The organism is Polaromonas sp., from assembly GCF_016185115.1.
Taxonomy (GTDB): Bacteria; Pseudomonadota; Gammaproteobacteria; order Burkholderiales; family Burkholderiaceae_C; genus Polaromonas.
On sequence record NZ_JACPOF010000021.1, the window covers coordinates 430,300 to 456,751 of the forward strand.

At 61.5% G+C, this 26,452-nt stretch carries 23 protein-coding genes and 1 rRNA gene; 17 read left to right on the top strand and 7 right to left on the bottom strand.

The features are described from left to right. Positions 1-87 precede the first annotated feature (87 nt). Positions 88-756: a histidine phosphatase family protein gene (locus HYX42_RS17455; RefSeq protein ID WP_293405368.1), complete on the top strand. Its 669-nt coding sequence runs from the start codon at positions 88-90 to the stop codon at positions 754-756. Between the two features lie 64 nt (positions 757-820). On the opposite strand, the gene HYX42_RS17460 is transcribed toward HYX42_RS17455, so the two are convergent. From HYX42_RS17460 to HYX42_RS17470, 3 genes are read right to left on the bottom strand one after another with little or no spacing between them, the layout of a single operon-like run. Then, entirely contained in the window at positions 821-1,660 is an 840-nt protein-coding gene (locus HYX42_RS17460; protein WP_293405370.1) for a creatininase family protein, read from the bottom strand. Further along, the gene (locus HYX42_RS17465; protein WP_293405372.1) at positions 1,657-2,088 is read right to left on the bottom strand and encodes a hypothetical protein; all 432 of its coding nucleotides are present in this window, start codon (positions 2,086-2,088) and stop codon (positions 1,657-1,659) included. The genes HYX42_RS17460 and HYX42_RS17465 overlap by 4 nt, the downstream gene beginning before the upstream one ends. A 29-nt stretch (positions 2,089-2,117) precedes the next feature. Beyond that, entirely contained in the window at positions 2,118-3,728 is a 1,611-nt protein-coding gene (locus HYX42_RS17470) for a B12-binding domain-containing radical SAM protein (protein ID WP_293405374.1), read from the bottom strand. Between the two features lie 268 nt (positions 3,729-3,996). Between HYX42_RS17470 and HYX42_RS17475 the strand changes: the two genes are divergently transcribed. From HYX42_RS17475 to ubiA, 12 genes are all read left to right on the top strand, one after another. Then, positions 3,997-4,284 carry a helix-turn-helix transcriptional regulator gene (locus HYX42_RS17475; protein WP_293405376.1) on the top strand — a complete coding sequence of 96 codons (288 nt, stop codon included), beginning with the start codon at positions 3,997-3,999 and terminating at the stop codon, positions 4,282-4,284. Between the two features lie 153 nt (positions 4,285-4,437). Further along, positions 4,438-6,633, top strand: coding sequence for a thioredoxin family protein (locus tag HYX42_RS17480; RefSeq protein WP_293405378.1), 2,196 nt, complete (start codon positions 4,438-4,440; stop codon positions 6,631-6,633). A gap of 30 nt (positions 6,634-6,663) precedes the next feature. After that, positions 6,664-7,284, top strand: coding sequence for a thioredoxin family protein (locus tag HYX42_RS17485; RefSeq protein ID WP_293405380.1), 621 nt, complete (start codon positions 6,664-6,666; stop codon positions 7,282-7,284). Between the two features lie 124 nt (positions 7,285-7,408). Further along, a complete protein-coding gene (locus HYX42_RS17490) occupies positions 7,409-7,840 on the top strand; it encodes a CoA-binding protein (RefSeq protein ID WP_293405382.1) in 432 nt (143 codons plus the stop codon). 103 nt (positions 7,841-7,943) lie between these two features. Beyond that, a complete protein-coding gene (locus HYX42_RS17495; protein WP_293405384.1) occupies positions 7,944-8,933 on the top strand; it encodes an alpha/beta hydrolase in 990 nt (329 codons plus the stop codon). A gap of 8 nt (positions 8,934-8,941) precedes the next feature. Continuing rightward, complete coding sequence (locus tag HYX42_RS17500; RefSeq protein ID WP_293405387.1) at positions 8,942-9,670, top strand: hypothetical protein; 729 nt, start codon at positions 8,942-8,944, stop codon at positions 9,668-9,670. 161 nt (positions 9,671-9,831) lie between these two features. Then, positions 9,832-10,941: a uroporphyrinogen decarboxylase gene (hemE, locus tag HYX42_RS17505; RefSeq protein WP_293405389.1), complete on the top strand. Its 1,110-nt coding sequence runs from the start codon at positions 9,832-9,834 to the stop codon at positions 10,939-10,941. Positions 10,942-10,984: 43 nt separating this feature from the next. Further along, complete coding sequence (locus HYX42_RS17510; RefSeq protein ID WP_293405391.1) at positions 10,985-11,320, top strand: hypothetical protein; 336 nt, start codon at positions 10,985-10,987, stop codon at positions 11,318-11,320. Further along, entirely contained in the window at positions 11,317-13,503 is a 2,187-nt protein-coding gene (priA, locus tag HYX42_RS17515; protein WP_293405393.1) for a primosomal protein N', read from the top strand. Before HYX42_RS17510 ends, priA begins: the two co-directional genes overlap by 4 nt. 167 nt (positions 13,504-13,670) lie before the next feature. Further along, the gene (locus HYX42_RS17520) at positions 13,671-14,657 is read left to right on the top strand and encodes a LysR substrate-binding domain-containing protein (RefSeq protein WP_293405395.1); all 987 of its coding nucleotides are present in this window, start codon (positions 13,671-13,673) and stop codon (positions 14,655-14,657) included. Positions 14,658-14,700: 43 nt separating this feature from the next. Further along, on the top strand, positions 14,701-15,198 hold the full coding sequence (locus HYX42_RS17525) for a Dps family protein (RefSeq protein ID WP_293405397.1): 498 nt from the start codon (positions 14,701-14,703) through the stop codon (positions 15,196-15,198). Between the two features lie 81 nt (positions 15,199-15,279). Next, positions 15,280-16,134: a 4-hydroxybenzoate octaprenyltransferase gene (gene ubiA, locus HYX42_RS17530; protein ID WP_293405463.1), complete on the top strand. Its 855-nt coding sequence runs from the start codon at positions 15,280-15,282 to the stop codon at positions 16,132-16,134. Positions 16,135-16,232: 98 nt separating this feature from the next. Here the strand turns inward: ubiA and HYX42_RS17535 are convergent, their stop codons facing one another. Together HYX42_RS17535 and HYX42_RS17540 are read right to left on the bottom strand one after the other, a co-directional pair. Further along, positions 16,233-16,547: a hypothetical protein gene (locus tag HYX42_RS17535; RefSeq protein WP_293405399.1), complete on the bottom strand. Its 315-nt coding sequence runs from the start codon at positions 16,545-16,547 to the stop codon at positions 16,233-16,235. Positions 16,548-16,599: 52 nt separating this feature from the next. Further along, on the bottom strand, positions 16,600-16,908 hold the full coding sequence (locus HYX42_RS17540; protein ID WP_293405401.1) for a DUF4148 domain-containing protein: 309 nt from the start codon (positions 16,906-16,908) through the stop codon (positions 16,600-16,602). A 238-nt stretch (positions 16,909-17,146) separates the two neighbouring features. Between HYX42_RS17540 and HYX42_RS17545 the strand changes: the two genes are divergently transcribed. Further along, complete coding sequence (locus HYX42_RS17545; RefSeq protein ID WP_293405403.1) at positions 17,147-18,091, top strand: LysR family transcriptional regulator; 945 nt, start codon at positions 17,147-17,149, stop codon at positions 18,089-18,091. 213 nt (positions 18,092-18,304) lie between these two features. Here the strand turns inward: HYX42_RS17545 and HYX42_RS17550 are convergent, their stop codons facing one another. Further along, entirely contained in the window at positions 18,305-20,020 is a 1,716-nt protein-coding gene (locus HYX42_RS17550) for a phospholipase D family protein (RefSeq protein WP_293405405.1), read from the bottom strand. 157 nt (positions 20,021-20,177) lie between these two features. Between HYX42_RS17550 and HYX42_RS17555 the strand changes: the two genes are divergently transcribed. After that, a complete protein-coding gene (locus HYX42_RS17555; protein WP_293405407.1) occupies positions 20,178-23,183 on the top strand; it encodes a CHAT domain-containing protein in 3,006 nt (1,001 codons plus the stop codon). Between the two features lie 25 nt (positions 23,184-23,208). Here HYX42_RS17555 and HYX42_RS17560 read toward each other — a convergent pair whose 3' ends face one another. Further along, entirely contained in the window at positions 23,209-25,140 is a 1,932-nt protein-coding gene (locus HYX42_RS17560) for an ATP-binding cassette domain-containing protein (protein WP_293405409.1), read from the bottom strand. Positions 25,141-25,303: 163 nt separating this feature from the next. On the opposite strand from HYX42_RS17560, the gene HYX42_RS17565 reads away from it, so the two are divergent. Beyond that, positions 25,304-25,456, top strand: coding sequence for a hypothetical protein (locus HYX42_RS17565; RefSeq protein ID WP_293405412.1), 153 nt, complete (start codon positions 25,304-25,306; stop codon positions 25,454-25,456). Positions 25,457-25,857: 401 nt separating this feature from the next. After that, a 16S ribosomal RNA gene (locus tag HYX42_RS17570) occupies positions 25,858-26,452 on the top strand; the annotation flags it as partial.

Consider the following 26,452-nt stretch of genomic DNA (forward strand, 5'->3'; position numbering starts at 1 on the left):
TTGCGCCTGTCGCGAAGGTGCTAACTGGCGTATGGAAGGTCACGCCGGTGACTTTGACAAGCTGAACACCGGCCCACAATCAGACCCATGGGAACCCTCTACCTTGTGCGCCACGGCCAGGCCTCGTTTGGCGCCGACGACTACGACGTGCTCAGCGACATGGGCTATCGCCAGGCCGTGCGCCTGGGCGAATGGTTCAAATACAAGGGCATCACTTTTGATGCCGCCTTTACCGGAACGCTGCAAAGGCAGATCAAGACTTTTGCCGGCATCAATGAAGGCATGGGTGCCACCACGGATGCGGTCCGGTGGCCAGGCCTGAATGAATACGACAGCGAAGCCGTCATCAGCGCGATCCACCCGCACAAGCTTGAAAAAGCCACCACGCCCGAGATGTACCGCAACCATTTCAGGCTTTTGAAAGACGGCCTCAAACAATGGATGGATGGTGTCGTCAGCCCCAAGGGCATGCCTGACTACACCGGTTTTGTCTCAGGCGTCACCAGCCTGCTGGACCATGTGCGCACCAACTTTGAAGGCAACGTGCTGGTGGTCTCCAGCGGTGGGCCGATATCCACCGCCGTAGGTCATGTGCTGGGCACCAGCCCCGAAGCCACGATTGAACTCAACCTGCGCATACGCAACGCCTCGGTCACCGAGTTTGCCTTCACGCCCAAGCGCCATATGCTGGTGACCTACAACACGCTGCCGCACTTCGACGCACATGAACATGCGGAGTTGATCACTTACGCCTGAGTCCTTAACCCAACTCCGCAGTACAGGCCCCAGACAGGTTACCGCCGGTCTGGGGGTTTGTTTTTCAGCTTGGGTTGCGCAAGGTGTCGGCCGGCAGACTGTCGATCTCAAGCAGCAACTGCGCAAAGCTCTTGCCTGCGGCGTCAAGCACCGCACGACCCTTGTCGGCTGTGGCTGCGGCTGCGTTGCCTGCTGCGCCGTGGGGGTTGTAGTCCTGCATCTGCCAGGCCAGCTTGGCGCTTTTGCCATCGCCGAGGATGCTGAATTTCTGCGCGCGGTCTTTGGAGGTGGACTGGAAATCCTGCGCTTTGGCCATGTCGACCTGATGCGGCTTGAGCGCCAGCATCATGGAGGTTTCAATGTCGCCCGCATGGATGCCGAAGCGGTGTTCTTCGGCGCTGAAGCGTTCGTTCACCAGCTCGTCGTTGTCGCCGACCAGCGGCAGGTTAAACCAGTTGACGCTGTAGACCAGCATGCCCAGCCGTGCACGCAGATCGCGCGCAACGATGTCGAGCATGCCGACCTGGCCGCCGTGTGAGTTGAGCAGCACCAGCTTTTTCACGCCGGTGGCGGCGACGGATTCTGCGATGTCCGTCCATAAACGAATCACGGTTTCGGACTTCAGCGTCAAGGTGCCTGCGAAAGCCGTGTGCTCGGGACTGAAGCCTATCGCCTGCGTGGGCAGAAACAGCACGGGCAAATCGGTTTGAAGATGCGGCAGCGCGGCCTGCACCACGCCGTCGGCCAGGGATGCATCGACGTTCAGCGGCAGGTGCGGGCCATGCTGCTCGACCGCAGCCACCGGCAGCACCGCGATGCAGCGCGCGAGGTCCAGGCCTGCGAAGTCGGGGCTTTTGAGGTCTGCCCAGAAGCGTGGGCGCTGCAATGGATGGCTGGCGGTCATTTGCGTATTTTGACGGCAGCCAGCGCCACCTCGTGGTTTTGCCCGCCCTGACGCGCGACGGTGTAGGCGGCGTACAACTTCTGGCAGGTGTCGGCGTCGACCGCTGCATCGGCCAGCAACGCCGGCGTGGCTTCAAGCAACTCGGTCATCACCACGGTTTTGCCTTCGCCTACCAGCACCTTGCGCACTTTGGCGATCATCTCGGCGACCTGCAGTTCGCTGGCCCTGCAGGCCTGCGCCGTAGCGGCCAGCGCCTTGCGTGCGCGAGCAGAAGCCGGGTCGTCTTCGCCCCTGGCGGCACCGGCATCAACAGAGGCAATACGCGCAGACAGCGAGGTGGCCACGGGCTCAGGTTTCTGCTCGCAGGCAGCGAGCAGGGCCGCGATGGTCAAAACGGCGGGCAGCAAAAAAGCGGTTTTTGTTCTCATGGGTTTCCGGTGTTGACGCGTTGGCGGGTTCAGGCCGCGGCGGCGGCCTTTTGTATCTCGACGCGGTGCTGGTTCTGGCTGACATGGCGCTCCTGGCGCGCTGCGCGCAGTTTGCCGCCACCTGCGTCATTCGCCGGCCTCACTGCGGCCAGCAGGTCGGCCAGGCACTGCGGGCGCCCGCGCGCGCCGCTGGCCCTGTAGTCGGCCAACAAGGCAGAACGTACGGCATCAGGCAGCAGGCCGCGCTCTTCTGTCAGGTGCTGGAACAGCAGGTCATGCAGCTTTTCAAGCGCAAATTCGTGTGTCTTGCCGGTCGTGGCCCAGAGCCAGTCGCTGAAGGCGAGGAAGTTGCCAAAGGCCGAACCGGGCGACAGCAACAGCTCCAGCGCTCCAGAAAAGCGTCCTGAATTGGCGACCATCTCCCAGTAGCGCGCAAAACGCTTGATGCGCTGCATGCTGCTGAAATCAACCGTCGAGTTCTGCAGGATGGTGTAGGGCCTCTGCGGGTCATAGGTCATCGCAAAGTCCACCGTGTGGCGGGTGATGGGCGTGCCGCGCAGGCGTTTGAGGATGCCGAACTGGATCTCATGCGGCGCAAGCCCATGCAGGCGGTCAAAACCTTGGGCAAAACTCTGCAGCGTTTCGCCGGGCAGGCCGAAGATCAGGTCGGCATGCACATGCGCCTGGCTTTCATTGACCAGCCAGCGCAGGTTGTCTGCGGTCTTGAGGTTGTCCTGTTTGCGGGAGATGCGCTGCTGCACCTCGGGGTTAAAGCTCTGTATGCCCACCTCGAACTGCAGCGAGCCCGCCGGGAACTGTTTGATCAGATCTTTCAACCGGTCGGGCAGGCTGTCGGGCACGACCTCAAAATGCACAAAGAGATCGGGCGCCATGCGGTCCAGAAAGAACTGCAGGATACGCACCGAAAAATCAACCTTTAGATTGAAGGTGCGGTCTACAAACTTGAAGTTGCGTGCGCCGCGCTGATAAAGCGTGTCCATTTCGGCCATGAAGCGGTCGAGATCGAAGGCCCAGGCAGTCTTGTCGAGGGCGCTCAGGCAAAACTCGCATTTGAAGGGGCAGCCGCGCGAGGCCTCGACATACAGCAGGCGTTTCGAAAGGTCTTCGTCCGTATATTCGCTGTAGGGGAGCTCCAACGCTTCAAGCGCAGGCTGCTCGCCAGCAATCACCTTCATGAGGGGCTGCGGCCCATCCAGCAAGGCGCGGCAGAGTTTTGGAAAGCTCACATCGCCCCAGCCGGTGACGATGTGATCGGCAAGGCGGCAAATCACCTGCTCGCCGGTTTCAAAGCTCACCTCGGGCCCGCCGAGCACGATCCTGATGTCCGGCCGCAGCGTTTTCAGCAGCTGCACGACCTGGGTGGTCTCGAACACATTCCATATATAAATGCCAAAGCCGATGACCCGGGGCGACAGCGCCAGCAGCTCTTCAACAATCTGCAGCGGCTTTTGCTGGATGACGAACTCGCGCAACTGCGTCTGCGCCCGCAAGCCGGCGCCGCCATGCGCGTCCATGTTGGCCAGCAGGTAACGCAGGCCCAGCGAGGCATGGATGTACTTCGCATTCAGCGTCGCCAGGACGATGGTGGGTAGCTGCGGCGACGTTTGCGGGGAAGGCATGCGGTCATTATCAAACCAGCGAGGCGCCGGGCAGGGGCATAAAGCCCCAGGATGCACCCAATTGCTATATTTTTCATAGCTGCTCACGTGCGTATTTATTGGGCTGGAGGCCGATTTGATGCCTGTAAATAGCATTTTCTGGCTCAAAAAACGTCTTTTCAGGGCCCCAAACCAGCGAAAAGCCCCAAAAGTTAACTCCCATATTAACTTTTGATCAAAATGTTAATATGCAGCTTAACTTTTAACCAACCCTTGCACAGGAACCCCCATGAGCAACAAAACCCTGGCCGCCCTGCAGGAACGTCTGGCAATAGCCGAAAGCGGCTCGCATGAACACGCAGCCGTCACTTTTCTGATCGACATCCACACCCGCATGCTGGCGCTTGGCCTGACGCATGTCGAACTGGCGCAACGCATGGGCACCTCGCGCAGCTACATCACGCAGCTGTTTGGCGGCAAGGGCAACCTGTCCATGCTAACCATGGGCCGGCTGGCTGATGCTGTGGGTTGCACGCTGCGGGTGCAGCTTGAGGATGCACAGGGCTCGGCACTGTAGTTGGCGCTGACCCACGGCTGCGGGCCAAAGCAGTTGTAATGAAAGCGGGCGCACGCTGACCAATACACAACAGCCTGTATGAATGGGCAGGCCAGCCGGCCCACAACCCCGCATCAGGAACTAATGCCCTCCCGCTCCCCTCACACCCTCAGCATGAACGTTCTCCCCACTTTTTCGCGGCTTTCCTGGCCTATTGCAGCCCTGGCCATCCTTGCCGCACTGCCCCTGGGAGCGCATGCACAAAGCGCTTCGACCAGCGTGACGGCCCTGGGCAGCCGCAGCGCCGCCAAAGCTGTGGTCACCACCGACCAGGTGCGCGCCGAGCTGCTGGCCTGGGCGCCTGACGGCGTCGCGCCGGGCAAGCAGGTCTGGCTGGGTTTGCAGCTGGACCACCAGCCCGAATGGCACACCTACTGGAAGAACTCGGGCGACTCGGGCTTGCCGACTGTGCTTGAATGGAAATTGCCGGCCGGGCTGGATGCCGGCGAGATTGCCTGGCCGACGCCGAAAAAGATACCGATTGGCACGCTGGCCAACTACGGCTATGAAAAGACCGTGCTGCTGCCGGTACCGGTCACGGTGGCACAGACGTTTAACAGCTCGCAACTCGACGTCAAACTCAAGGCCAGCTGGCTGGTCTGCCGCAAGGAATGCATTCCGCAGGAAGGCGAGTTCTCGCTCAGCATTCCGGCCAGAAGCTCGCTGGGCACCAGTGGCAGGATATTCCAGGACACCTTTGCCGCCACGCCCAAAGCGCTGCCGACTGGCAACAGCCAGGTCACTGTCGAAGGCCAGGCCATCAAGGTATCGCTGGCCGGGCTGCCCGCTGCGCTGCAGGGCAAGACGCTGGAGTTCTTCCCTGAAACCGGCGGCGTGATCGAGCCTGCCGGCAAATGGCAACAGGCCTGGCAGGGCGCGGTGTGGACGGCGAATGTGCCGCTGTCAGCCCAGCGCAGCGAAAGCCCCGGCGCCATGCCGCTGGTCGTGGCTTTTAACGATGCGGCTTACCGCATCGAAGCGCCCGTCAAAAACGAATGGCCCAAGGTGGCCGCTGCGGCGACCCTGCCACCTGCGCTTGAAGCGGCGCTCAAGGCCAATGCCTCGTCGGGCGCGGCGCCGATACAAAACAACACGTCACCCATAGGCCTTGTTGCGGCATTGATGGGCGCGTTGCTGGGCGGGCTGATCCTCAACCTCATGCCCTGCGTCTTCCCGGTGCTGGCCATCAAGGTGGTGGGGTTTGTGCACGTCAAGGACCGGGCTTCGCGCATGCGTAGCGGGCTGGCCTATACGGCGGGCGTGGTGCTGTCTTTCCTGGCACTGGGTACGCTGCTGCTGGTTCTGCGGGCGGCAGGCGAGCAGCTTGGCTGGGGCTTCCAGCTGCAAAGCCCCGCCGTGGTCGCCGCACTGGCCGCACTCTTCACACTCATGGGTCTGAACATGGCTGGGCTGTTTGAGTTCGGCAGTTTTGTGCCCGGCCGGCTGGCCGGTGCGCAGGCGAAGAACCCGACCGTCAATGCATTTCTGTCAGGCGTGCTGGCGACCGCGATTGCATCGCCCTGCACTGCGCCTTTCATGGGTGCCTCGCTGGGATATGCCATCGGCCTGCCGGCAGTTGAGGCGCTGGCCGTGTTTGCGGCCATCGGCATCGGCATGGCCTTGCCCTACCTCGCAGCCAGCGTGATACCCGCCGTGGCCCATGTGCTGCCGCGCCCCGGCGCGTGGATGGTGACCTTCAGGCAGCTGATGGCCTTCCCGATGTTTGCGACGGTTGCATGGCTGGTCTGGGTCATCGGCCAGCAAAGCGGCATAGACGGCGCGGGTGCGCTGCTGGGCCTGCTGGTGCTGATGGCCCTGGCTATCTGGGCCTTCACACAAAGCGGCCGTGCGCGTGTAGCGCTGTCGACCGTCAGCGTTGTGCTGCTGGCGGCGGCGCTGTGGTCCTTCGGGCCCAATGTCGTGAAGTTGATGGATGCGCCTTCTTCAAGCCAGGCCGCAAATGGCGTGGGCGTAGGCTGGCAAAACTGGGAGCCGGGCCGAGTGGACCAGCTCACCGCCCAGGGCCAGAGCGTGTTTGTGGATTTCACCGCCGCCTGGTGCGTGACCTGCCAGTACAACAAGAAGACCACACTGGCCAATGCCGATGTGCTGGCCGACATCGCTGCAAAAAAGGTCGCGCTGCTGCGCGCCGACTGGACGCGGCGCGACCCGGCCGTCACCGCTGCGCTGACACAATTGGGCCGCAATGGCGTGCCGGTGTATGTGATCTACAAACCGGGCCGCGCGCCCGTGGTGCTGTCTGAAATCCTTTCTGTCAGTGAGGTCAGGGCCGAGCTGGCTAAACTTTGATTCGCCTTTGTTTTCTAAAGGAGTGTTGCCATGTTGAACCGCCGTGTTTTTTCTGCCTCGCTGGCAGCCGCACCTCTGAGCACAACCTTCATGGGCACCGCCCATGCCGCAGCGACCGTCGGCCAGGCCGCGCCTGATTTTTCAGCGGTCGACACCTCCGGCAAGACGCACAGGCTCAGCGACTTCAAGGGCAAGCTGGTGGTGCTGGAGTGGACCAACCCGGGCTGTCCCTACGTGCGCAAACACTATGGCGGCAACATGCAGTCGCTGCAAAAAGAGTTCACCGGCAAGGGCGTGGTGTGGCTGGCCATCAACTCAACCGAAACCGAAAGCTATGACTACCTTGCGCCCGCCAAACTTGCGGGCTGGGTGACCGAGAAACAGGCCAAACCCACCGCCCTGCTGATGGACGAGTCGGGAAAGATAGGCCAGCTCTACGGCGCCAAAACCACACCGCACATGTACATCGTCAACCCGCAGGGACAACTGGTCTACGCGGGTGCCATCGACAGCATTGCGTCTTCACGCGCCGAAGACATCAAGACGGCCACCAACTTTGTGCGCCAGGGGCTGACCGAGTCGCTGGCCGGCAAACCCGTGAGTGTGGCGGTCAGCCGGGCTTATGGCTGCTCGGTCAAATACAAAACCTGATTCCATTTCTACTTCATCACGATACGTTGTTGCCCCGCCTTGCCGTGCTACAGCACTGTCTGCGGCGGTGTGCCTGGTCTCGCAATGAATTGGAAATGGAATAACAAGAAGACGAAAGCGAGATATGAAATCCATAGCGCCTGCGGACCGCATCCCCCACATCCTCAAGAACTACCGCACGATTGCCGTGGTGGGCCTGTCGCACAAACCGCACCGCGCCAGCTTTGATGTCTCGCGCTATATGCAGGGCCACGGCTATCGCATCATCCCGATCAACCCGAACGAGATCGAGGTGCTGGGTGAAAAAGCCTATGCCACGCTGACTGCAGCCGCGCAGCACGAAAAGATAGACCTGGTGAACTGCTTTCGCAACAGCGAAGACATTCCGCCCATCGTCGACGAGGCCATCGCCATAGGGGCAAAGGCTGTGTGGATGCAGCTCGGCATCAGCAACCCGGAGGCCGCAGCCAGGGCCGAAGAAGCAGGCTTGCTGACCGTGCAGGACCACTGCCTGAAGATAGACCACCGCGTGCTGCTCTCCAGCGGCGTTCTTTGAAGCGGCTTTAAATACCCCTGCATCGCAGTTAAAGTACGGGCATGCCTCATGCCCGCCCGGCCTGCCGCCTTTCCGAGTTGCTGAATCAGTCGCTGCGTCAATGATGGACGCAGAACTCTTTCTGTTCCTGCAGCGCCTGCACCTTGAGCACCCCTTGCCGCGCGACCCCAACGACCTGGCGGCGTTTGCGCGGCGTTATGAAGCAGTAGCCAGGGCGCTGCCTGAACCTGCCGAGCCACTCAGGGTGCTGTCAGGGCCGTTTCACCTTAACGTACTGGCCTCCGGTGAAAAGACGCGGCTTGAAGCACGGCTCTACATGCCCGAAGGCGTGGACAAACCCGTGCTGATGGCGTTTTTTCACGGTGGCGGCTGGCTTGCCGGCAGCCTGGACAGTCATGACATGCTGTGCCGCCAGATCTGCATCGACCTGAATGTGGCCGTGGCCAGCGTGCATATCGCACAGGAGCCCGGCCGCGGTTTCCTGCCACCCGCAGAGCAGGCCATGCAGGCCCTGATGACCCTGGCCAGGGCGCGCGAGAAACTCTCGGTCAACACCGAACGACTGATGGTAGGCGGCGACGGCAGCGGCGCGCACCTGGGCCTGCAGGCCGCCTGGCGCATGGCGCGGCAGATGCCGGGCAGTGTTGATGCGGTGCTGGCGCTCACGCCGCTGGTCAAGCCCGACTTCAACACCGCCAGCTATATACGCTGCGCGAATTCATTGACCTTTTCACGCGACGATGCGGTGCGCAGCTGGCACAGCCTGCTGGGCGGCCGCTGGCAGATCTGGGACGAGCGTGCCGTGCTGCTGCATGGCAACCAGCCGGTGCAGCGCCCGCCCGTGGTCGTCATCGTGGCGGCCGAGCAGGACTGCGTGCATGACGATGCCGCTGCGCTCCATGACTGGCTGCGTGAGGCCGGCGCACGCTGCGAGTTTTACGGTGCGCCCGGCATGCCGCATGACTTTGCGCGCCTGCAGCATGCCAGCAGGGCGGCCCGCCACCTGTTCAAACAATCGCTCAATGCCTTTGCCCAGCAGACTGGTTTGCAGGCAGATGCATCCCGGGCGCCACCTGCCGGTGCGACCACCTGAACGCACACATGACAGCCCTGCGTCCGGCCACACTGCTTTCTGTTATTTTTCTGGCCGCATGCGCCAGCCCGCCACCAGCCCCCACACCGCGCGGTGAAGCGCAGGGTGCGGCCATGACCTCCTCAGAACTGGCGCAGTCCGACATCAACCGCATGGCCACGCTGGGCATGCGTGACAACATCGACAGTTTGCTGCGCCTGGCCGACAAGCTCTACCGCCGCAACCCTGCTGAATGGCGCAAGGCGGGTGCCAGCCGCGAGGCGGTGCTTGAGAAACTGCGCGCCACGATTGCCTCGCAGGCGCCCTGGCCAGAACTTCAGGGGCGGCGGGACATTGCAGCACTGTCACTCGCACTCGGACCCGACTTCAGGGGTGACCGCGTGGCCGCATTTATCTATGCCAGTGCCGACATGCTGATCACGGCGCATGGCGGCAGGACCACCTTCTACCTCACCGACCCCCTCGATGCACAGTACGTCTACAACGCGGCGCGCAACATCGAGATCGCGGTCTGGATGCTGTCGAACCGGCGCAACGCCGCAGGCCAGCCATTGCTGCTGGCCGACGAGATCACTGAACGTGAACGCAACCTGAGTTTTGAGCGCGAGTTCGGCAAGATCATCGGCCGCCTCGACCTGCTGGCCGTGGTGCTGACCGAGAAGACCCGGCGGGCTGTCATCACCTATGTGCAGAACTTGTTGGGCGGCACTTTCCTGCAGTTTTTACCCGTCAGATAGCCAGCGGGCAATAACGAAGCTGTACCTGTGCAAGCAGAGCCGCGGAACCGGCTTCGCCGGGCCGCAGGCGAACGGCCCCCGAGGGGGGGCAGGGAGTTACACGCAGTGAACGACCGTGGGGGCCATATCCTTACCGTGGGGGCCACACCTACAATCAGGGCATGTTTGCACCTCTCGAAAACGATACTTTTTTGCGCGCATGCATGCGCCAGGCCACAGAGCACACCCCCGTCTGGCTGATGCGCCAGGCCGGCCGTTACCTGCCCGAATACCGCGCCACGCGCGCGCAGGCCGGCAGCTTCATGGGCCTGGCCACCAACACCGGTTACGCGACGGAAGTCACCCTGCAACCGCTGGAGCGCTACAAGCTGGACGCGGCCATCCTGTTCAGCGACATCCTGACGATTCCCGATGCCATGGGCCTGGGCCTGTCATTTGCGCTTGGCGAAGGCCCGAAGTTTGCGCATGCGGTGCGCGACGAAGCTGCAGTCGCCAAACTGCAGGTGCCCGACATGAACAAGCTGCGTTATGTGTTTGACGCAGTGACCTCCATTCGCAAGGCGCTCAAGGGCCGTGTGCCGCTGATCGGCTTTTCCGGCAGCCCCTGGACGCTGGCCTGCTACATGGTCGAAGGCGCGGGCTCTGATGACTACCGCCTGGTCAAGACCATGCTGTACCAGCGCCCTGACCTGATGCACAAAATGCTGGCCATCAATGCCGACTCCGTGGCCGCCTACCTGAATGCGCAGATTGAAGCCGGCGCGCAGGCCGTGATGATTTTTGACAGCTGGGGCGGTGTGCTGGCCGATGCGGCTTTCCATGAGTTCAGCCTGGCCTATACAAAGCGCGTTCTGGCCCAGCTCAAGCGCGAACATGAGGGTGTGGTCATTCCGCGCCTGGTTTTCACCAAGGGCGGCGGTCTCTGGCTTGAAGCCATGGGCGAGCTTGACTGCGAGGTGCTGGGCCTGGACTGGACGGTCAACCTGGCCAATGCCCGCGCGCTGGTGGGTGAGACCGGAGCAAAGGCCAAAGCACTGCAGGGCAATCTCGACCCCAATGTGTTGTTTGCCAACCCGGCACAGGTCGAAGCTGAAGTGGCGAAGGTGCTGGACAGCTTCGGCAAGCCGCACATGGACACTTCAAAACCCGGACCAACGCATATTTTCAACCTCGGCCACGGCATCAGCCAGCACACGCCGCCTGAAAATGTGGAGGTGCTGGTGAACGCAGTGCACACTCACTCTCGCAAAATGCGCAGCCCTGCAGGCTGAAGCGCTTTTTTCACCCTTGTTTATGCGGGTTTTCAGGCCGTTTTTGGTCACCGCTAGCACAAAACCTGCTTTGCGCCGCGAGACTTATGCACAAAATTTGTGTTGCGGTGCGGCAAGACCTGGCATGTGCGCGGGCGAACGCTATCAAAGCCATAGCGCCGCTAAGTCATTGATTCATATAGCTTCTTTAAATTGCTTTTTTTCCGGGCAATCTGGCAAAACCCTTGATTTACAAGGCTTTGGCCGCTTCGAAGGCGATCTATCAACAAAGTTATCCACAGAAAAGTCGAAGATCTCTAAAGCACCATCAAATCAAGCACTTAGAGCGCTTTTTGCAAGTGTTTATGTAGCTATGGCAACAAGTGCTTACCCGTCATGAGCCACTGGCTGGATGTTGTTGTCGCCGCCCCCGCGCACAGTGCGATCGCCGGACCCCTGACCTACCAGAGTCAATCACCACTGGCCGACGGTACTCTGGTGCGCGTGCCGCTGGGCCGCCGCGAGGTGCTGGGCGTTGTCTGGGAAAACCGCGAAGGCAGCGGCGATCTGCTGGAGATGCAGACCAAAAGCATCGCTGGCGCGCTCGTAGGGCTGGACCCGTTGCCCGCCACCTGGCGCAAGCTGGTCGGGTTCACCGCGGCCTACTACCAGCGCTCGCTGGGCGAGGTGGCGCTGGCCGCCCTGCCGCCGCAACTGCGCGATATGACGGCGGTGCAGCTGGCGCGGCGCCTCAAGCGTCCGCAAACTGACTCCAGCCACGAACAGCGACCCAGCGGCGTTGAACTGAGCACGCAGCAGCTTGAAGCGCTGGCCGGTTTTGAGGCCGATGCCCGCCCGGCATTGCTGTTTGGCGCCACCGGCAGCGGAAAGACCGAGGTCTACCTGCATGCGGCGGAAAAGGTGCTGGCAGAGGACCCGGCCGCCCAGGTGCTGGTGATGGTGCCCGAGATCAACCTCACGCCGCAGCTGCAGGCGCGCTTCCAGGAACGTTTTGCGCACCTCGGGAAAGAGCGTGTGGTGTCGCTGCACAGCGGCCTGACGCCGGCGCAGCGCCTGAAAAGCTGGCTGTCGGCCCACGCCGGCCATGCGCGCCTGATTCTCGGCACACGCATGGCCATCCTGGCTTCCATGCCCAGGCTGCGGCTCATCGTGGTCGATGAAGAACACGACCCCAGCTACAAGCAGCAGGAAGGCGCGCGCTATTCGGCGCGCGACCTGGCGGTGTACCGGGCGAAACTGGAAACCGAAGAAGCTGGTGAAGGCGAAGTGTGCAAGGTCATGCTCGGCTCGGCCACGCCTTCGCTCGAAAGCTGGCAGGCGACCATCGCGGGCCGCTACCAGCGCTTAAGCATGAGTGAGCGCGTTGGCTCTTCGACAATATCCAGCGAAGATGCCGGCCGCAGCGCCGGGCCGCCCCAAGCGAGGCCTGCCCCCTCGGGGGGCAGAGAGCTACACGCAGTGAGCAAACGTGGGGGCCTGCCGTTGGTCAGGGGCGTGGACATGAACCACCAGCCCAAACATGCGGTGATCGCGCCGCCCCTGCTCGATGCGATTGCCCAGCGCGTGGCGCGCGGCGAACAATCCCTTATTTTTTTGAACCGCCGCGGTTACGCGCCCGTGCTGGCCTGCCATGACTGCGGCTGGAAAAGTGAATGCCCGCACTGCAGCGCCTACCGCGTCTTCCACAAGATAGACCGCACGCTGCGCTGCCACCACTGCGGCTTTACCGAGCGTGTACCGCGCGCCTGCCCGAGCTGCGGCAACATCGACATCGCGCCTGTGGGCCGCGGCACCGAGCGTCTGGAAGAACATCTGGCCGAACTGCTCGCAGGGGTGAAGCGGCCCGACGGCGGCGCGGTGCGCATTGCGCGCATAGACGCCGACACCACTCGGCTGAAAGGCGCGCTCGAATCACAGCTGGCAAGCGTGCATTCCGGCGAGGTCGATGTACTGGTCGGCACGCAGATGATCGCCAAGGGCCATGACTTCAGACACATCACGCTGGTCGCCGCCATCAACCCCGACGGCGCCCTGTTCTCCAGCGACTTCCGTGCACCCGAACGCCTCTTCAGCCTGTTGATGCAGGCCGCAGGCCGTGCGGGGCGCGATGCGAAACACAGCGAAGCCAGCGAGATGTGGGTGCAGACCTTTCACCCGACGCATCCGCTGTTCGCGGCCCTCAAGGCGCATGACTACCCCAAGTTTGCCGACCAGCAACTCGCTGAGCGCCAGGCGGCAGGCATGTCGCCCTTCGGCTATTCCGCACTGGTGCGCGCCGAGGCCAAAGAGCAATCTGTCGCACAGGGGTTTTTGAATGCTGCGGCGGCCGCCGTGGCGCTGGAAGAAGAGCACCCGCAGGTGATGGCCTACCCGGCCGTGCCCATGATGATCCAGCGGGTGGCGAACATTGAACGTGCGCAGATGCTGGTGGAAAGTTCTTCTCGTGTGGCATTGCAGAGGTTTTTGTCGGCCTGGCAGCCTGTGCTGTTTGAGACTCGCCGGCAGGACGGGTTCAAGAGTCTTGTGAGGTGGGCTGTGGATGTGGACCCTATTGCGATTTAGCTCGCTGCAGCTTCCCTCCTGAACGACATGTTTGCCCTTCACTGCCAGCCCGGGTTTTCGCCCCGGCGGGCGAGCCCGGCTTCTGCGTGAAGGGCAAAATACCCAACTCCAGAAAGCCCTTCCCCAGAACAGCCTCCGCTGCAGGCGAAAAGCAGCACAATAAGCCCATGACGCTGACCGAACTCAAATACATCGTCGCAGTCGCCCGGGAGAAACACTTTGGCAAGGGCGCAGACGCCTGCCATGTCTCCCAGCCCACCCTCAGCGTGGCCATCAAGAAGCTGGAGGAAGAGCTCCAGGTCAAGCTCTTCGAGCGCAACGCCAATGAGATCACCGTCACCCCGCTGGGCGAAGAAATCGTCCGCCAGGCGCAGAGCGTTCTGGAGCAGGCGGACAACATCCGCGAAATTGCCCGCCGCGGCAAGGACCCGCTGGCGGGCGCGCTTCGTCTGGGCGTGATTTACACAATCGGCCCCTATTTGCTGCCCGACCTGGTGCGGCAGATGATTTCACTCAACCCGCAGATGCCGCTCATGCTGCAGGAGAACTTCACCGTCAAACTGCTGGAGGAACTGCGCAACGGCGAGATCGACTGCGCCATCCTGGCCGAACCTTTCCCCGACACCAACCTGGCAATTGCGCCGCTGTATGACGAGCCCTTCATGGCGGCCGTGCCCAGCTCGCATCACCTGGCCTCACGCAAAAGCATCACGGCCGAAGAGATCAAGAAGGAAACCATGCTGCTGCTCGGCAACGGCCACTGCTTTCGTGACCACGTGCTCGAGGCGTGCCCCGAGTTCGCACGCTTTTCAAGCAGTGCCGATGGCATCAGCAAGAGTTTTGAAGGCTCGTCGCTGGAGACCATCAAGCACATGGTGGCGGCCGGCATGGGCATCACGCTGGTGCCGCGCCTGGGTGTGCCGAAAGAGGCGCTGATTGAGCCCCCCAAAGGCAAAAAAGGAAAGGCCACCACCGCAGCAACCGTCGCTGCCGAGCAGCCGTCCTTCATCAAATACCTGCCCTTCGAGGGCCACATCCCCGGCCGGCGCGTGGTGCTGGCCTGGCGGCGCAGCTTCACGCGGTATGAAGCGATTGCTGCCCTGCGCAATGCGATCTACGCCTGCGAGCTGCCGGGCGTGACGCGGCTGTCCTGATTTTGTAAAGTACCTTCCCGGACAATTATTCAGAGGAAAAACCATGGCAAAAATCGCAAAACCCGCACCCGGCATCAACATAGGCATCAGCGAGAAAGACCGCGCCGCGATAGCCAAAGGCCTTTCCCGCCTGCTGGCAGACACCTACACGCTCTACCTCACGACGCACAATTTCCACTGGAACGTCACCGGCCCGATGTTCAACACCCTGCACCTGATGTTCATGACGCAGTACACCGAACTCTGGACTGCGGTGGACCCGATTGCCGAACGCATACGCTCGCTCGGCCATCCCGCGCCCGGCTCGTATGCCCAGTTCAGCAAGCTGGCCTCTGTGCCTGATGTGCCGGTCACGCCACCCAAGGCGCTGGAGATGGTGCGTATTCTTGTACAGGGGCATGAAGCCGTGGCACGCACCGCGAGAGAGCTGTTTCCCGTGGCCGACAAGGCGAGCGACGAGCCGACCGCTGATCTGTTGACACAGCGCTTGACCGTGCACGAGCAGACCGCGTGGATGCTGCGCTCCTTGCTTGAGGAATAGGCCGTGAACGAAGCGGACGTGCGCCGCGCCGGGCCGCCCCAAGCAAGCACAGCCCCCTCGGGGGGCAGCGCATTACACAAAGTGAAAAGCGTGGGGGCTCTTTATTTGCAACTGATCCGCTGGGACCGCCCGGCGGGTTGGTTGTTGTTGCTCTGGCCGGGTCTTTCCGCGTTGTGGATTGCCTCGCACGGTTTTCCGGGTTGGCACCTGCTGGCAGTATTCACGCTGGGCACCTTCCTGATGCGCAGCGCGGGGTGTTGCCTGAACGATGTGGCCGACCGCGACTTCGACAAACACGTCAAACGCACGGCCCAGCGGCCGGTGACCAGCGGCAAGCTTTCCAGCAAAGAGGCGCTGGCCTTAGGCGCTGTGCTGGCCCTGCTGGCTTTCGGCCTGGTACTGACGACCAACATCACCACCATTTACTGGTCGTTCGCCGCGCTGGCCGTGACGCTGGTCTACCCGTTCGCCAAGCGTTACGTTTCGATGCCGCAGGCGGTGCTGGGCGTGGCTTTCAGCTTCGGCATTCCGATGGCATTTGCAGCGGTGCAGTCGCGTGTGCCCATGCTGGCCTGGGTGCTGCTGCTGGGAAACCTGTTCTGGGTAATTGCCTACGACACCGAATACGCCATGGTGGACAGGGACGATGACCTGCTGATCGGCATGAAAACATCGGCCATCACGCTGGGGCGTTTTGATGTGGCGGCGGTGATGTTCTGTTATGCGGCTTTTCTCTGCATCTGGGTGGCGGCACTGTGGCCGCGCCAGCAGCCCCTGCTGTTTTTGCTGGGCATTGCGGCTGCGGCCTTGCAGGCGGCATGGCATTTCACCTTGATTCGCGGGCGTGGGCGTGAGGGCTGCTTCAGGGCTTTCCGTCTGAACCACTGGGTCGGGTTTGCCGTGTTTGCGGGTGTGGTGCTGTCGTCCTTGCCCTGAGGGTTTGACGAGACGGATCAAGGCAATAAAAAAGGCCCGCAATGCGGGCCTTTTAATTTCACTATCAGTCTGGCAAGGCGCCAGACAGCGACAGGACATTAACGGTAGATCTTGCGGTTGCTGCCGTCCAGGATCACGTAGTGACGTGCTTCCTCGCGCACTGCAGCGCGGGTCAGGTTGCTGGCTTCAGCAGGTGCAGCAGCAAAAGCGGCTTCCTGGCTGACGGCCACGGCGCCGGACTGGCGTGCTGCCAGGTAGTTGGCCTGCACTTCTGCGCGGGTCACGTTGCTGGCCGAGACCTCAGGGCGGATAGCCAGGGCGGCTTCACCGGACAGGCCAGATTGTGCAAAAGCGCTGGCGCCAGAGAGGGCTGCAACTGCGAAGAGGGCGGAGGCGACAAATTTCGTGTTCATGATGAGTTTCCTTTGAATGAATGTTTTTGCTTGTTTTGATAAATCAGCTGGTTCAGATCGTGCTGTTGCCGATCTGGGCAGCGCGGGCCGACACAACAGCGTCGTTGCGCACTTCAGCGCGGGTCACCACGCTGGCAGCTGCAGGGGCGGCTGCAAAAGCGCCTTCCTGGCTGGCGGCGACCTTGCCGGCCTGGCGGGCTTGCAGGTAGTCGTTTTGCACCTGTGCGCGGGTCACGTTGCTGCTGGAAGCGACGGGGCGGATGGCCAGGGCAGCTTCGCCGGAGAGGTTTTGTGCAAAAGCGCTGGCGCCGGTCAATGCGGAGAGAGCGATAACGGTAGAAGCGATCAGTTTCGAGTTCATGATGAATTTCCTTTGGAATAAAACAGTTTTTAGTACCTATCCAGTTATCGTCGCTTTGAGGTGTGATCCCCTGGCTGTCCAACTGGCCTCGGTGAGTCGCCTGTTTGGTTTCGGCTCATCGATGACTGAACTTTAGGGTTTACCCGGCAAATGAAAAACCCCCGCGGGGACAATACATCGTTGCAGAAACCGTAATAATTGCGTAAAGCTATCGCGGCGATTGTTAAAAAAGGTGTGTATGGACAGGCTGCTCTCGATGCGGGTGTTTCAGAAAGTCATAGACGAGGGTGGTTTTGCCGCCGCCGCCCGCGTGCTCGACATGTCGCCCGCCGGCGTGACCCGGCTGGTGACCGACCTTGAGCAGCACCTGGGCACACGACTGATACAGCGCACCACACGCAAGCTGTCGCTCACCGATGCCGGCCAGGCCTATCTGATACGGGTGCGCAGCATCCTCAACGAGGTGGACGATGCCGATGCAGAGGCGGGCCAAAGCTCCAGCGAACTGCAGGGCGTGGTGCACGTGGTGGCGCCCTCGCTGTTTGCCAACTACTTTCTGGCCACCCGCGTCACCGAATGGCTGGCGCGCTACCCCAAGGTGGCCCTGCATCTGCATGTAGACCCGTTTCCGCAGAACCGGGTCGAGGAATTTGACGTCACCTTCATGCTGGTGGACGAAGGGTTTGACGCCAATGTGGTCGCCCGGCCCATGGCGACCACCGAATACGTGGTTTGCGCCAGCCCCGATTACCTCAAGCGCAAGGGCACGCCGCTCAAGCCCCAGGATTTGCAGGGCCACCAGTACCTGCGCTTTCCGTGGCAGGCCTCGTCTGGCCACGCGGCGCGCGGCATGCGCCTGTCGCGCCTGGACGGCACGCAGGAGGACACCGAGGTGCCCATGCAGGTGGTGCTTCAGGCGGAGACCTACGAAACCCTGTTTTCAGCCGCCATCAGGGGTGCCGGCATCGCCGCGCTGCCGAGGTTCCCGGCGCGCAACTTTTTTGCCACCGGGGAGCTTGTGCATCTGCTGCCCGACTGGATTTTTGGCCGCTACACGGTTTACGTCGCCTTCCCGACCCGCAAGCTGATCCCGGCGCGGACCCGGGCCTTTGTGGACTGGGCCTTTGAGGATTTTGCGCAGGAGCTGGCGAAGCGGCGGGACGCGCTGGGCGGTATCCATTAGATCGTTGCAGCTGTGATTTGCTATGAAATAAGTAGCTGCTCACGCACGTATTTATTGGTCTGCAGCCGATTTAATGCCTTAAAACAGGCCTTTTTTGGCCGTTTTTGGAGCCTGGGGGTGCCTGAAAGCTGCCAATCACCTAAAATTTAACGTATACGGCAAAAAATTAACGTGTACGTTAAAAATGGCTTTTCGGTGAGATTGGGTCCCGGGTCAGAGCATCTCGTCCGGCGCAAATGGTGCAATCAGGTGGGCCAGCAATTTCAGCCCGGCGCTGGCGTCCGGTTCTGAATTGGCATCGTTGAAGCTTGCGCCCGGTGGCGCTCTCCAGAACAGCCGGCCGTCCACCAGCTCTACCCTGTAGGCGCCAGTCTGCATGGTGGGCTCAATCAGCCGGGTGGCTTCGCCCGAGATGCCCTGGTTGCGGATGACGATGGCGACCTCGCTGTTTTGCAGTTGCGAGCGCAAATCGAGGTTCATGGAGCCGACGACCAGCAGCCTGTCATCCACCACCACTACCTTTGAATGCAGGCTGGCGCGAGAGCTGCCTGTCGAGCCGGTGCCGGATTTGTCCGGGGCGCCGGACCGCGAACCCGAGCCGGAGCCGAAACTGGAGAACGTGCCCTCCTGTTCGGCGCGCATCTCGTAGATCTCCACGCCCATGGCCAGCAGGTCCCTGCGGTAGCGCGAATAGCCTACATGCGCGGCCAGCGCGTCGTTGGAGGCCAGTGAATTCGTCAGCACACGCACCCGTACCTTGCGCTCGCGCAGGTCGGCAAACTGTTTCAGCATGCGTTTGCCGGGCACAAAGTAGGGCGAGACGATCAGCACACGGGTTTTGGCTTGTGAGATCAGTTGCAGCAGGCCGTCCACCGTGGTCTCGCCGGCTTCTTCGGTGGCGTCGGCATCGGCGGCGATCTTGGAGGGTTTGTCCACCATCATCACCGAGGGCGCCCATGTCCAGGTCAACAGTTGCAGGTTGGTCGAGTCGGCCAGCTCTGGCAGGGTGGCGGTGGCTGCCACAGTGCTGGTGCCGAGGTCAGGTGCGGACACTTCCGGGCTGACCGCCGGTTTGGGTGAGCCCGGGGCATTGGGCTCGGCCGCCGGCTTGATCGCGGCGATTTCCTTTTTTGTCATCAGCGCCTGCACCGGGTAAGCCAGCGGGTTGTTCCAGTACTGGTCAAAGCTGCGCGACAGGTCGCGGGCAATCCGGCCTGCGGCCAGGATGTCGATATCTACAAAGTTGGTGCCCCTGCTCTGGCCGAAGTAGGTTTCGCCCAGATTGCGGCCCCCCGTGATGGCCACGGCGTTGTCGGCCACAAAAATCTTGTTGTGCATGCGCCGCTGCATGCTTTCAACGTCCTTCAGGTTGGTGATGATGCGAAAGAACAGCGACTGCCTGCCGCCCGGCAGCGGGTTGAAGAGGCGCACTTCAAAGTTTTTTTCGAAAGCCAGCTTGAGCACCTGCGCGTTCTTGCCCGAGGTGTTGAAGTCGTCCAGCAGGATGCGGATGCGCACGCCGCGGCCGGCGGCCTCCCGCATGGCGTCGAACATGCGTTCTGTGGTGTCGTCCTGGAAGATCGCGTAATACTGGATGTCCAGCGTCTTCTGAGCGGCCTTGATGAGGGTCATGCGGCTGGTGAAGGCCAGGTCTGCGCTGCCGACCAGCGCAAAAGCCGAGTCATTGCGCGTGCCGGCCGTGGCGGCGCGTTGCGCGACCATGCTGCCCAGGCGGGTTTCTGCCGGGTTGGCCAGGGCGGTCGAAACAGGGCGGTCAACCTTGTCGGGCAGCGAGGCGCAGCCGGGCAAAAACAGAGCGGAAACCAGTGATCCTGCGAGCAGCAGCATTGACAGCCAGGCCCGGCTGTTTCCGGTTTTTCCGGGGGCTGGTGCGGCGATAGGGGCGGGGTGCGCAGGGGTGGTTTGCATCGTGCGATGACTTTAGCGCAGGGCCCTGTTTTTCGGCCCTGCTGCGCGGTGACGAATGTCGACTTTTAATGTAGTCTTCCGGCTTGACTGCGGCCCCGGCCTGCCACTTGGCATCCATTGCCGCTGCTCCCCATAAAAAATATTCCAGAGGGACAAGATGCGTTTTATTTGCTGGCTGCTTCTGGGGCCTGTACTGCTGCTGGCGGTGAGTGCTCACGCCCAGAATGATGACGATGCTGGCGCCGGGTTCAAGCGCATCACGCCGGAGGAGGCCGGGCAGCTGCGCAGCGTGCTGGCGCAGCCGGTGCCTGCAAGCGTCACTCCGGCTACGCTCAGGGCGCACTTCCAGGAAAAAGACCTGGCCGCGCGACGCCTGAACAATACCGCCGAGTACGAAGCCTTTTTGCGCCAGTGGACAGCCGTCCTTCCTGATGACCCTGTGCCTAAGGCCAATTTCGCCGCACTTTTGCGTGACCAGAGCCGGTTCGATGAGGCTATAGAGCAGAGGAAGCTGGCTATTGGACTGACAAGCTCTCCCAGCCTGGGCGCGTTCTACCGTGTGATGCTGGTGTTTGATTATTTCCGGGCGGGGCGCCACGCGGAGGCGCAAAAAAATCTGGACGAGGCCGTGGCAAACCTTGATTCGCTGGCGGCCTCGCGCACATGGACGCTTTCGCAGCGGGCTTACCTGAGTCGCGCGCGTTCCGAAGCGCACCGGGCACAGTCGCTTCTTCATGACCGCGTCGGTCGCTGGAATGAAGCGGTCAAGGCTGCTGCAGACAGCGAAACCACGGCCAGGCAATCCATGAAACTGGTGCTGGAGTTGCCCTCAACGCCTGCCAACCAGCGTGATCGCTATTTTGTGGCGGCTGATATCGGGGAGGCACTCGCGCGAAAAACCTATGCCCTGCGATCAGCGGGCCGCCTGGGCGAAGCAGAAGCTGCCCTTCAGGCTTACCTGCGGCTGTCGCGCGAAGTGACGCTTCCGCCGGCTTTCCTGTCCGGCATTTACGTCACCGCGGCAGACCTGCGCTTTTCCCAGCGCGAGTTTGTTCAGGCCGAAATGTATGCGCGCCGGTCGGACAAGGCGCTGGAAGCGCTGGGCCATGATGCTCTGGCCGTCAATCGCGTCGGGCGCGCGCGCAGCCTCATCATTGCATTGCAGGGGCAAAAGCGCTGGGCTGAATCCCTGACGGAATTCGAGCGCCTTGATGCGCTTGCCGGGCCCGATGAGAACCTGCGCAGGCGGGTGACCTTCCAGCCTGAGCGGGCATTGACCTATGTCTGGACTGGCAAGGCCGCGCAGGCAGCCCAGATTTATGAAAGTCTTGTTTCCACCATCCAGAAAATATTCGGCGACAGGCACTTCTTCGTCACGCAGGCTACCGGCATGCAGGGGGTGGCCTTGTGGCGCGCGGGCACACCTGAAGCACGGGCCCGGGCCCTGCCTCTTCTCAAGCTGGCGGTCAATGGCTACACGGATCCCCGGAACGCCGACTTTCTTGAAAACATCGGTTACCGCAAGGAGGTGCGCGAACTGGTGTTTGCCACCTATCTTGACGCCTTGAGCACAAGCCCGGGCGAGGACATGGCCCAGGCACTGGGCCCGGCCGACTGGGTGCGTGGAGGCATCGTTCAGCAGGCGCTGGCCGATGCAGCGGTCCGCTCGGCTGCCAGCGAGCCTGCACTGGCCGACCTGGTCCGGCGCGAGCAGGATGCCAAAAACGAGGTGACCGGCTTGCGCAACTACCTCGCCAGGGAGACCGGCGCCGCCGCCAGCCCGTTGCCTGAGATTGCCGCCGGCATACGCGCGCGTATCACGGAGCTTGAGGCATTGCGGGAAGCCCTGCATGCGCAGTTGAAAAGCCGCTTCGTCAACTATGAAGGCCTGGTGAGGCCGCTCCCGCCGTCCACTGCAGCTATCGGCAAAGCTCTCGCCCCTGACGAAGCGCTGCTGATGCTGTTGCCGACCGAACAGGCCGTGTATGTCTGGGCCGTGACGGCCGGCCAGCCGAGTGCTTTTGCGCGTGTGGCCTTGCCGCAGCCCACGCTGGAGCAAATGGTGCACAGCATCCGCAGCACACTGGACTTCGGGCAGATGCGCAGCGGTGTACGCGCCTTCGACGGGGCTTCTTCAAGTGAGCTCTACGAGCGCCTGCTGAAACCAGTGCAGTCCGCCATCAGCGGAAAAAAGCGCCTGGTGGTGGCGGCCGGTGGCGCCCTTGGCCAGTTGCCGTTTGGTGTTTTGCTGACCCGGCCCGCAACACTGTCAAGCCCGGCAGACCTTGCCGCCGCTCCCTGGCTGATAAAACAGGCCGCCATCACGCAGGTGCCCAGTGTCAGTGCGTGGCTCGCGGGCAAGCGGCTGGCAGGCGCCGCGCCTGCACCTGAGCTGCTGATGGGTTGGGGCGACCCCCAATTTGCAGTGAACCCCGCCCTGGCGCAGGCGGGCGCGCAGGGCGCTATACGCAACATCCTGCTGACTCGCGCGCCTGTGCTGGCTGACCCCGACAGCGACAAACCCGTTTTGCCGGCCGCCTTGCGCTATCGCGACATTCCACCCCTGCCTGAAACACGGGGCGAACTGGTGGCCATCGCGGCCAGCCTGAAGGCCGATGCCGGTCGCGACCTGCGCCTGGGTGGGCAGGCCACGCGCGCCAGCGTGCTGCAGAGCAGCCAGAGTGGCGAATTGCAGAAAAAGAAAGTGCTGGTGTTCGCCACCCACGGCCTGATGGCCGGTGACCTGCCCAACCTCAACCAGCCCGCGCTGGCACTGGCCGCCACCGGTGGCGACGGGCAGGATCCACTGGCGCCACTCCTGACCCTGGCCGATGTGCTGGGCCTCAAGCTCAATGCTGACTGGGTGGTTTTGTCGGCCTGCAATACAGCCGCAGCAGACGGCAAGGCCGAAGAAGCGCTGAGCGGGCTGGCGCGCGGTTTCTTTTATGCAGGCACCCGCAGCCTGCTGGTCACCCACTGGGCGGTAGAAAGTGAAAGCGCCAGGCAACTGACCACCGCCACGTTTGCGCACTACAGCCAGAACCCGCAGGCGCCCAAGGCGGAAAGCCTGCGCCAGGCCATGCTGGCCGTCATGGCGCGGGCCGAGTATTCACACCCGGCATATTGGGCACCGTATGCGTTGGTGGGGGACGGCGGCCGCTGACTTGCGGGCCGCTTTTCAGGCAGGTTCAGGCTGAAAGCGTTTCCCAGCGCTGCAGGGCGTCCATCAGCTCTTCTTCTATCTTGCTGTTGCGCGCGTTGAGTTCGGCCGCGCGTTTGGCATTGGTGGTGTAGATGGTGCCGTCGAACAGTTCCTGCTCGATTGCCTTTTGCTGTGATTCCAGCGTCTGTATCAGTGCCGGCAGGCCTTCAAGCTCGCGTTGCTCCTTGTAGCTGAGCTTCTTTTTGGTGGCAGTGCTGCTGGCCTCGGTTTTTGCAGGCTCTGCCGCAGCTTTGGCTGTGCTTTTGGTACTTGCTGCGGTTGGCGAGGGCTTGGCACTGCCGGTGATCTGCGCCGCGCGTTTGGACTGGGTGATCCAGTCGGTCACGCCGCCCTCGTATTCGCGCCAGAAGCCGGGCTTCTCGGGCGTGCCCTCATAGGCGATGGTGCTGGTCACCACATTGTCGAGAAAGCGCCTGTCGTGGCTGACCAGGAAAACCGTGCCTTCGTAGTTCTGCAGCAGGTCTTCCAGCAGCTCAAGCGTGTCGATGTCCAGGTCGTTGGTGGGCTCGTCAAGCACCAGCACGTTGGCCGGGCGCGCAAAAAGGCGTGCCAGTAGCAGGCGGTTTCGCTCGCCACCCGACAGGGTCCGCACGGGGGAGTTGGCGCGCGCAGGTGAGAAGAGAAAATCGGTGAGGTAGCTCTTGACGTGCTTTTTGGCGCCGTTGATCTCCACCCACTCGCTGCCGGGGCTGATGAAGTCTTCCAGCGTCGCGTCCAGGTCCAGGCTGTCGCGCATCTGGTCGAAATAGGCCACTTGCAGGTTGGCGCCCTGGCGTATCTTGCCCGGCGGGTTGGTCACATCCGGCTGCAATTCGCCCAAAATGAGCTTGAGCAATGTGGTTTTGCCGGCGCCGTTGGGTCCGAGCAGGCCCACCTTGTCGCCGCGCAGCAGGGTGCCGCTGAAGTTGTTGACGATGATCTTCTCGCTGCCCGGGTGGCCAAAGCTCTTGGACACGTTGGTCAGCTCGGCGACGATCTTGCCGCTTTTCTCGCCGCTGGAGACATCCAGGTTGACGCGGCCGACGGCATCACGCCGTGCCGCGCGGTTGTCGCGCAGCACCTCAAGCCGGCCAATACGCGCCACGCTGCGGGTGCGGCGCGCTTCCACGCCCTTGCGTATCCAGACTTCTTCCTGCGCCAGCAGCTTGTCGGCCTTGGCGTTGATGACGGCTTCCTGCGCCATCTGCTCTTCCTTCTGCACCAGGTATTGGGCGAAGTTGCCCGGGTAGCTGAGCAGCTTGCCGCGGTCCAGCTCCACGATCATGGTCGCTACCTGATCGAGGAAGGCCCGGTCGTGGGTGATGGTGATGATGGAGCCGTTGAAATTGATGAGCAGCTCTTCCAGCCAGGCGATGGAGTCCAGATCCAGGTGATTGGTCGGCTCGTCGAGCAGCAGTACGTCAGGCTTGGCTACAAGGGCCTGCGCCAGCGCCACGCGCTTCTTGGTTCCGCCCGAGAGCGAACCGACGATGGCGTCCTTGTCCAGGTGCAGGCGGTGCAGGGTTTCTTCGACGCGCTGCTCCCATGTCCAGCCATCGAGAGCCTCGATTTCGGATTGCAGCGCATCGAGATCGGTGTTCTCGTCAGCGGCCAGATACATCTCAACGACATGGCGTGTACGGGCCAGACCTGCGCTCGCAGCAATAAAGACGGTGGCGTGGGGGTCCAGGCTGGGCTCTTGCGGCACATAGGCAATACGCAGGTTCTGCTGCAGCTGCAGCGTGCCGTCGTCAGGCTTCTCCAGCCCGGCCAATATCTTCAATAGCGATGACTTGCCCGTGCCGTTGCGGCCGATGAGGCCAATGCGCTGGTTGGTTTCAAGTGAAAAATCTGCGTGGTCCAGCAGTGCGACGTGCCCAAAAGCGAGTTGGGCGTCCAGGAGGGTAATAAGTGCCATATATGTCAGGGATTATCCGGGTGTGGGCTCCCCCGGGCTTTCAATGCCCTCTATATGCAGGTGTTTACCCGCGGACAAGGGCTGCTGGTGCACTGCTGCTGTGTGGCGCGATGCACGTTTAGGTGCCTGCAGGGTGAGTGACGATTTTTTTCAAAAGAGTTGCGTGAGCCAAAAAAACAGTGCTATAGTCGATGGCTCTGCTGATGAAACAGCCAAGCCAGCGAAAGCAGGTTTCAGCAGGGAAGAAAGAAATAAAAAATCTTTCTTGAATTTGACAGGTGATGAAAAACCGGTATATAATTCGAGGCTCTGCTAAACACAGCAAACTGCAAGTCTCTCCAGCGAATAGCAAGCGGGATTGGTCTGAAAAGAAGTTCGAAAGAACTCAGCAAGTTGAGAAAAGTAGATAACCTTTGAGTTGACTGGGAATTAAAAACCGGTATATAATTCGAGGCTCAGCTGATTACAGCTAACGACGAAAACGAAGCAGCAAACGCTGCATCAGAAGTAGTCAGGATCATTAAAAATTTACAGCCGATAAGTATGGGCGTTTGAAGGCGATTGCCAGGTTATTCGTAACCAAGTCTTTTGACTTTAAACGCTCATAGAGATAGAAAATGTGAAATCGTCAAGATTTCTCATCAATTCCGTTTTTATGAGTTTTCTTCATGCAGCTGATTTCGGTCGGATGCGTGGAGTTGAAATATTGCAGTGATTAAACTAAAGAGTTTGATCCTGGCTCAGATTGAACGCTGGCGGCATGCCTTACACATGCAAGTCGAACGGTAGAGTAGCAATACTCGAGAGTGGCGAACGGGTGAGTAATATATCGGAACGTGCCCAACTGTGGGGGATAACGTAGAGAAATTTACGCTAATACCGCATACGATCTAAGGATGAAAGCGGGGGATCGCAAGACCTCGCGCAGTTGGAGCGGCTGATATCAGATTAGCTTGTTGGTGAGGTAAAAGCTCACCAAGGCGACGATCTGTAGCTGGTTTGAGAGAACGACCAGCCACACTGGGACTGAGACACGGCCCAGACTCCTACGGGAGGCAGCAGTGGGGAATTTTGGACAATGGGCGAAAGCCTGATCCAGCAATGCCGCGTGCAGGAAGAAGGCCTTCGGGTTGTAAACTGCTTTTGTACGGAACGAAACGGTCCGCTTTAATACAGTGGGCTAATGACGGTACCGTAAGAATAAGCACCGGCTAACTACGTGCCAGCAGCCGCGGTAATACGTAGGGTGCGAGCGTTAATCGGAATTACTGGGCGTAAAGCGTGCGCAGGCGGTTATATAAGACAGTTGTGA

Bases quoted from the DNA above. Each gene is read 5' to 3' on its own strand.
- HYX42_RS17475 (WP_293405376.1), top strand. From the start codon at position 3,997: ATGAGCAACAAAACCCTGGCCGCCCTGCAGGAACGTCTGGCAATAGCC.
- HYX42_RS17460 (WP_293405370.1), bottom strand. From the start codon at position 1,660: ATGACCGCCAGCCATCCATTGCAGCGCCCACGCTTCTGGGCAGACCTC.
- HYX42_RS17535 (WP_293405399.1), bottom strand. From the start codon at position 16,547: ATGAACACGAAATTTGTCGCCTCCGCCCTCTTCGCAGTTGCAGCCCTC.
- HYX42_RS17470 (WP_293405374.1), bottom strand. From the start codon at position 3,728: ATGCCTTCCCCGCAAACGTCGCCGCAGCTACCCACCATCGTCCTGGCG.
- HYX42_RS17520 (WP_293405395.1), top strand. From the start codon at position 13,671: ATGACGCTGACCGAACTCAAATACATCGTCGCAGTCGCCCGGGAGAAA.
- HYX42_RS17555 (WP_293405407.1), top strand. From the start codon at position 20,178: ATGCGTTTTATTTGCTGGCTGCTTCTGGGGCCTGTACTGCTGCTGGCG.
- HYX42_RS17485 (WP_293405380.1), top strand. From the start codon at position 6,664: ATGTTGAACCGCCGTGTTTTTTCTGCCTCGCTGGCAGCCGCACCTCTG.
- HYX42_RS17500 (WP_293405387.1), top strand. From the start codon at position 8,942: ATGACAGCCCTGCGTCCGGCCACACTGCTTTCTGTTATTTTTCTGGCC.
- HYX42_RS17480 (WP_293405378.1), top strand. From the start codon at position 4,438: ATGAACGTTCTCCCCACTTTTTCGCGGCTTTCCTGGCCTATTGCAGCC.
- HYX42_RS17490 (WP_293405382.1), top strand. From the start codon at position 7,409: ATGAAATCCATAGCGCCTGCGGACCGCATCCCCCACATCCTCAAGAAC.
- priA (WP_293405393.1), top strand. From the start codon at position 11,317: ATGAGCCACTGGCTGGATGTTGTTGTCGCCGCCCCCGCGCACAGTGCG.
- HYX42_RS17525 (WP_293405397.1), top strand. From the start codon at position 14,701: ATGGCAAAAATCGCAAAACCCGCACCCGGCATCAACATAGGCATCAGC.
- HYX42_RS17465 (WP_293405372.1), bottom strand. From the start codon at position 2,088: ATGAGAACAAAAACCGCTTTTTTGCTGCCCGCCGTTTTGACCATCGCG.
- HYX42_RS17545 (WP_293405403.1), top strand. From the start codon at position 17,147: ATGGACAGGCTGCTCTCGATGCGGGTGTTTCAGAAAGTCATAGACGAG.
- HYX42_RS17540 (WP_293405401.1), bottom strand. From the start codon at position 16,908: ATGAACTCGAAACTGATCGCTTCTACCGTTATCGCTCTCTCCGCATTG.
- HYX42_RS17455 (WP_293405368.1), top strand. From the start codon at position 88: ATGGGAACCCTCTACCTTGTGCGCCACGGCCAGGCCTCGTTTGGCGCC.
- HYX42_RS17495 (WP_293405384.1), top strand. From the start codon at position 7,944: ATGGACGCAGAACTCTTTCTGTTCCTGCAGCGCCTGCACCTTGAGCAC.
- HYX42_RS17550 (WP_293405405.1), bottom strand. From the start codon at position 20,020: ATGCAAACCACCCCTGCGCACCCCGCCCCTATCGCCGCACCAGCCCCC.
- hemE (WP_293405389.1), top strand. From the start codon at position 9,832: ATGTTTGCACCTCTCGAAAACGATACTTTTTTGCGCGCATGCATGCGC.
- HYX42_RS17560 (WP_293405409.1), bottom strand. From the start codon at position 25,140: ATGGCACTTATTACCCTCCTGGACGCCCAACTCGCTTTTGGGCACGTC.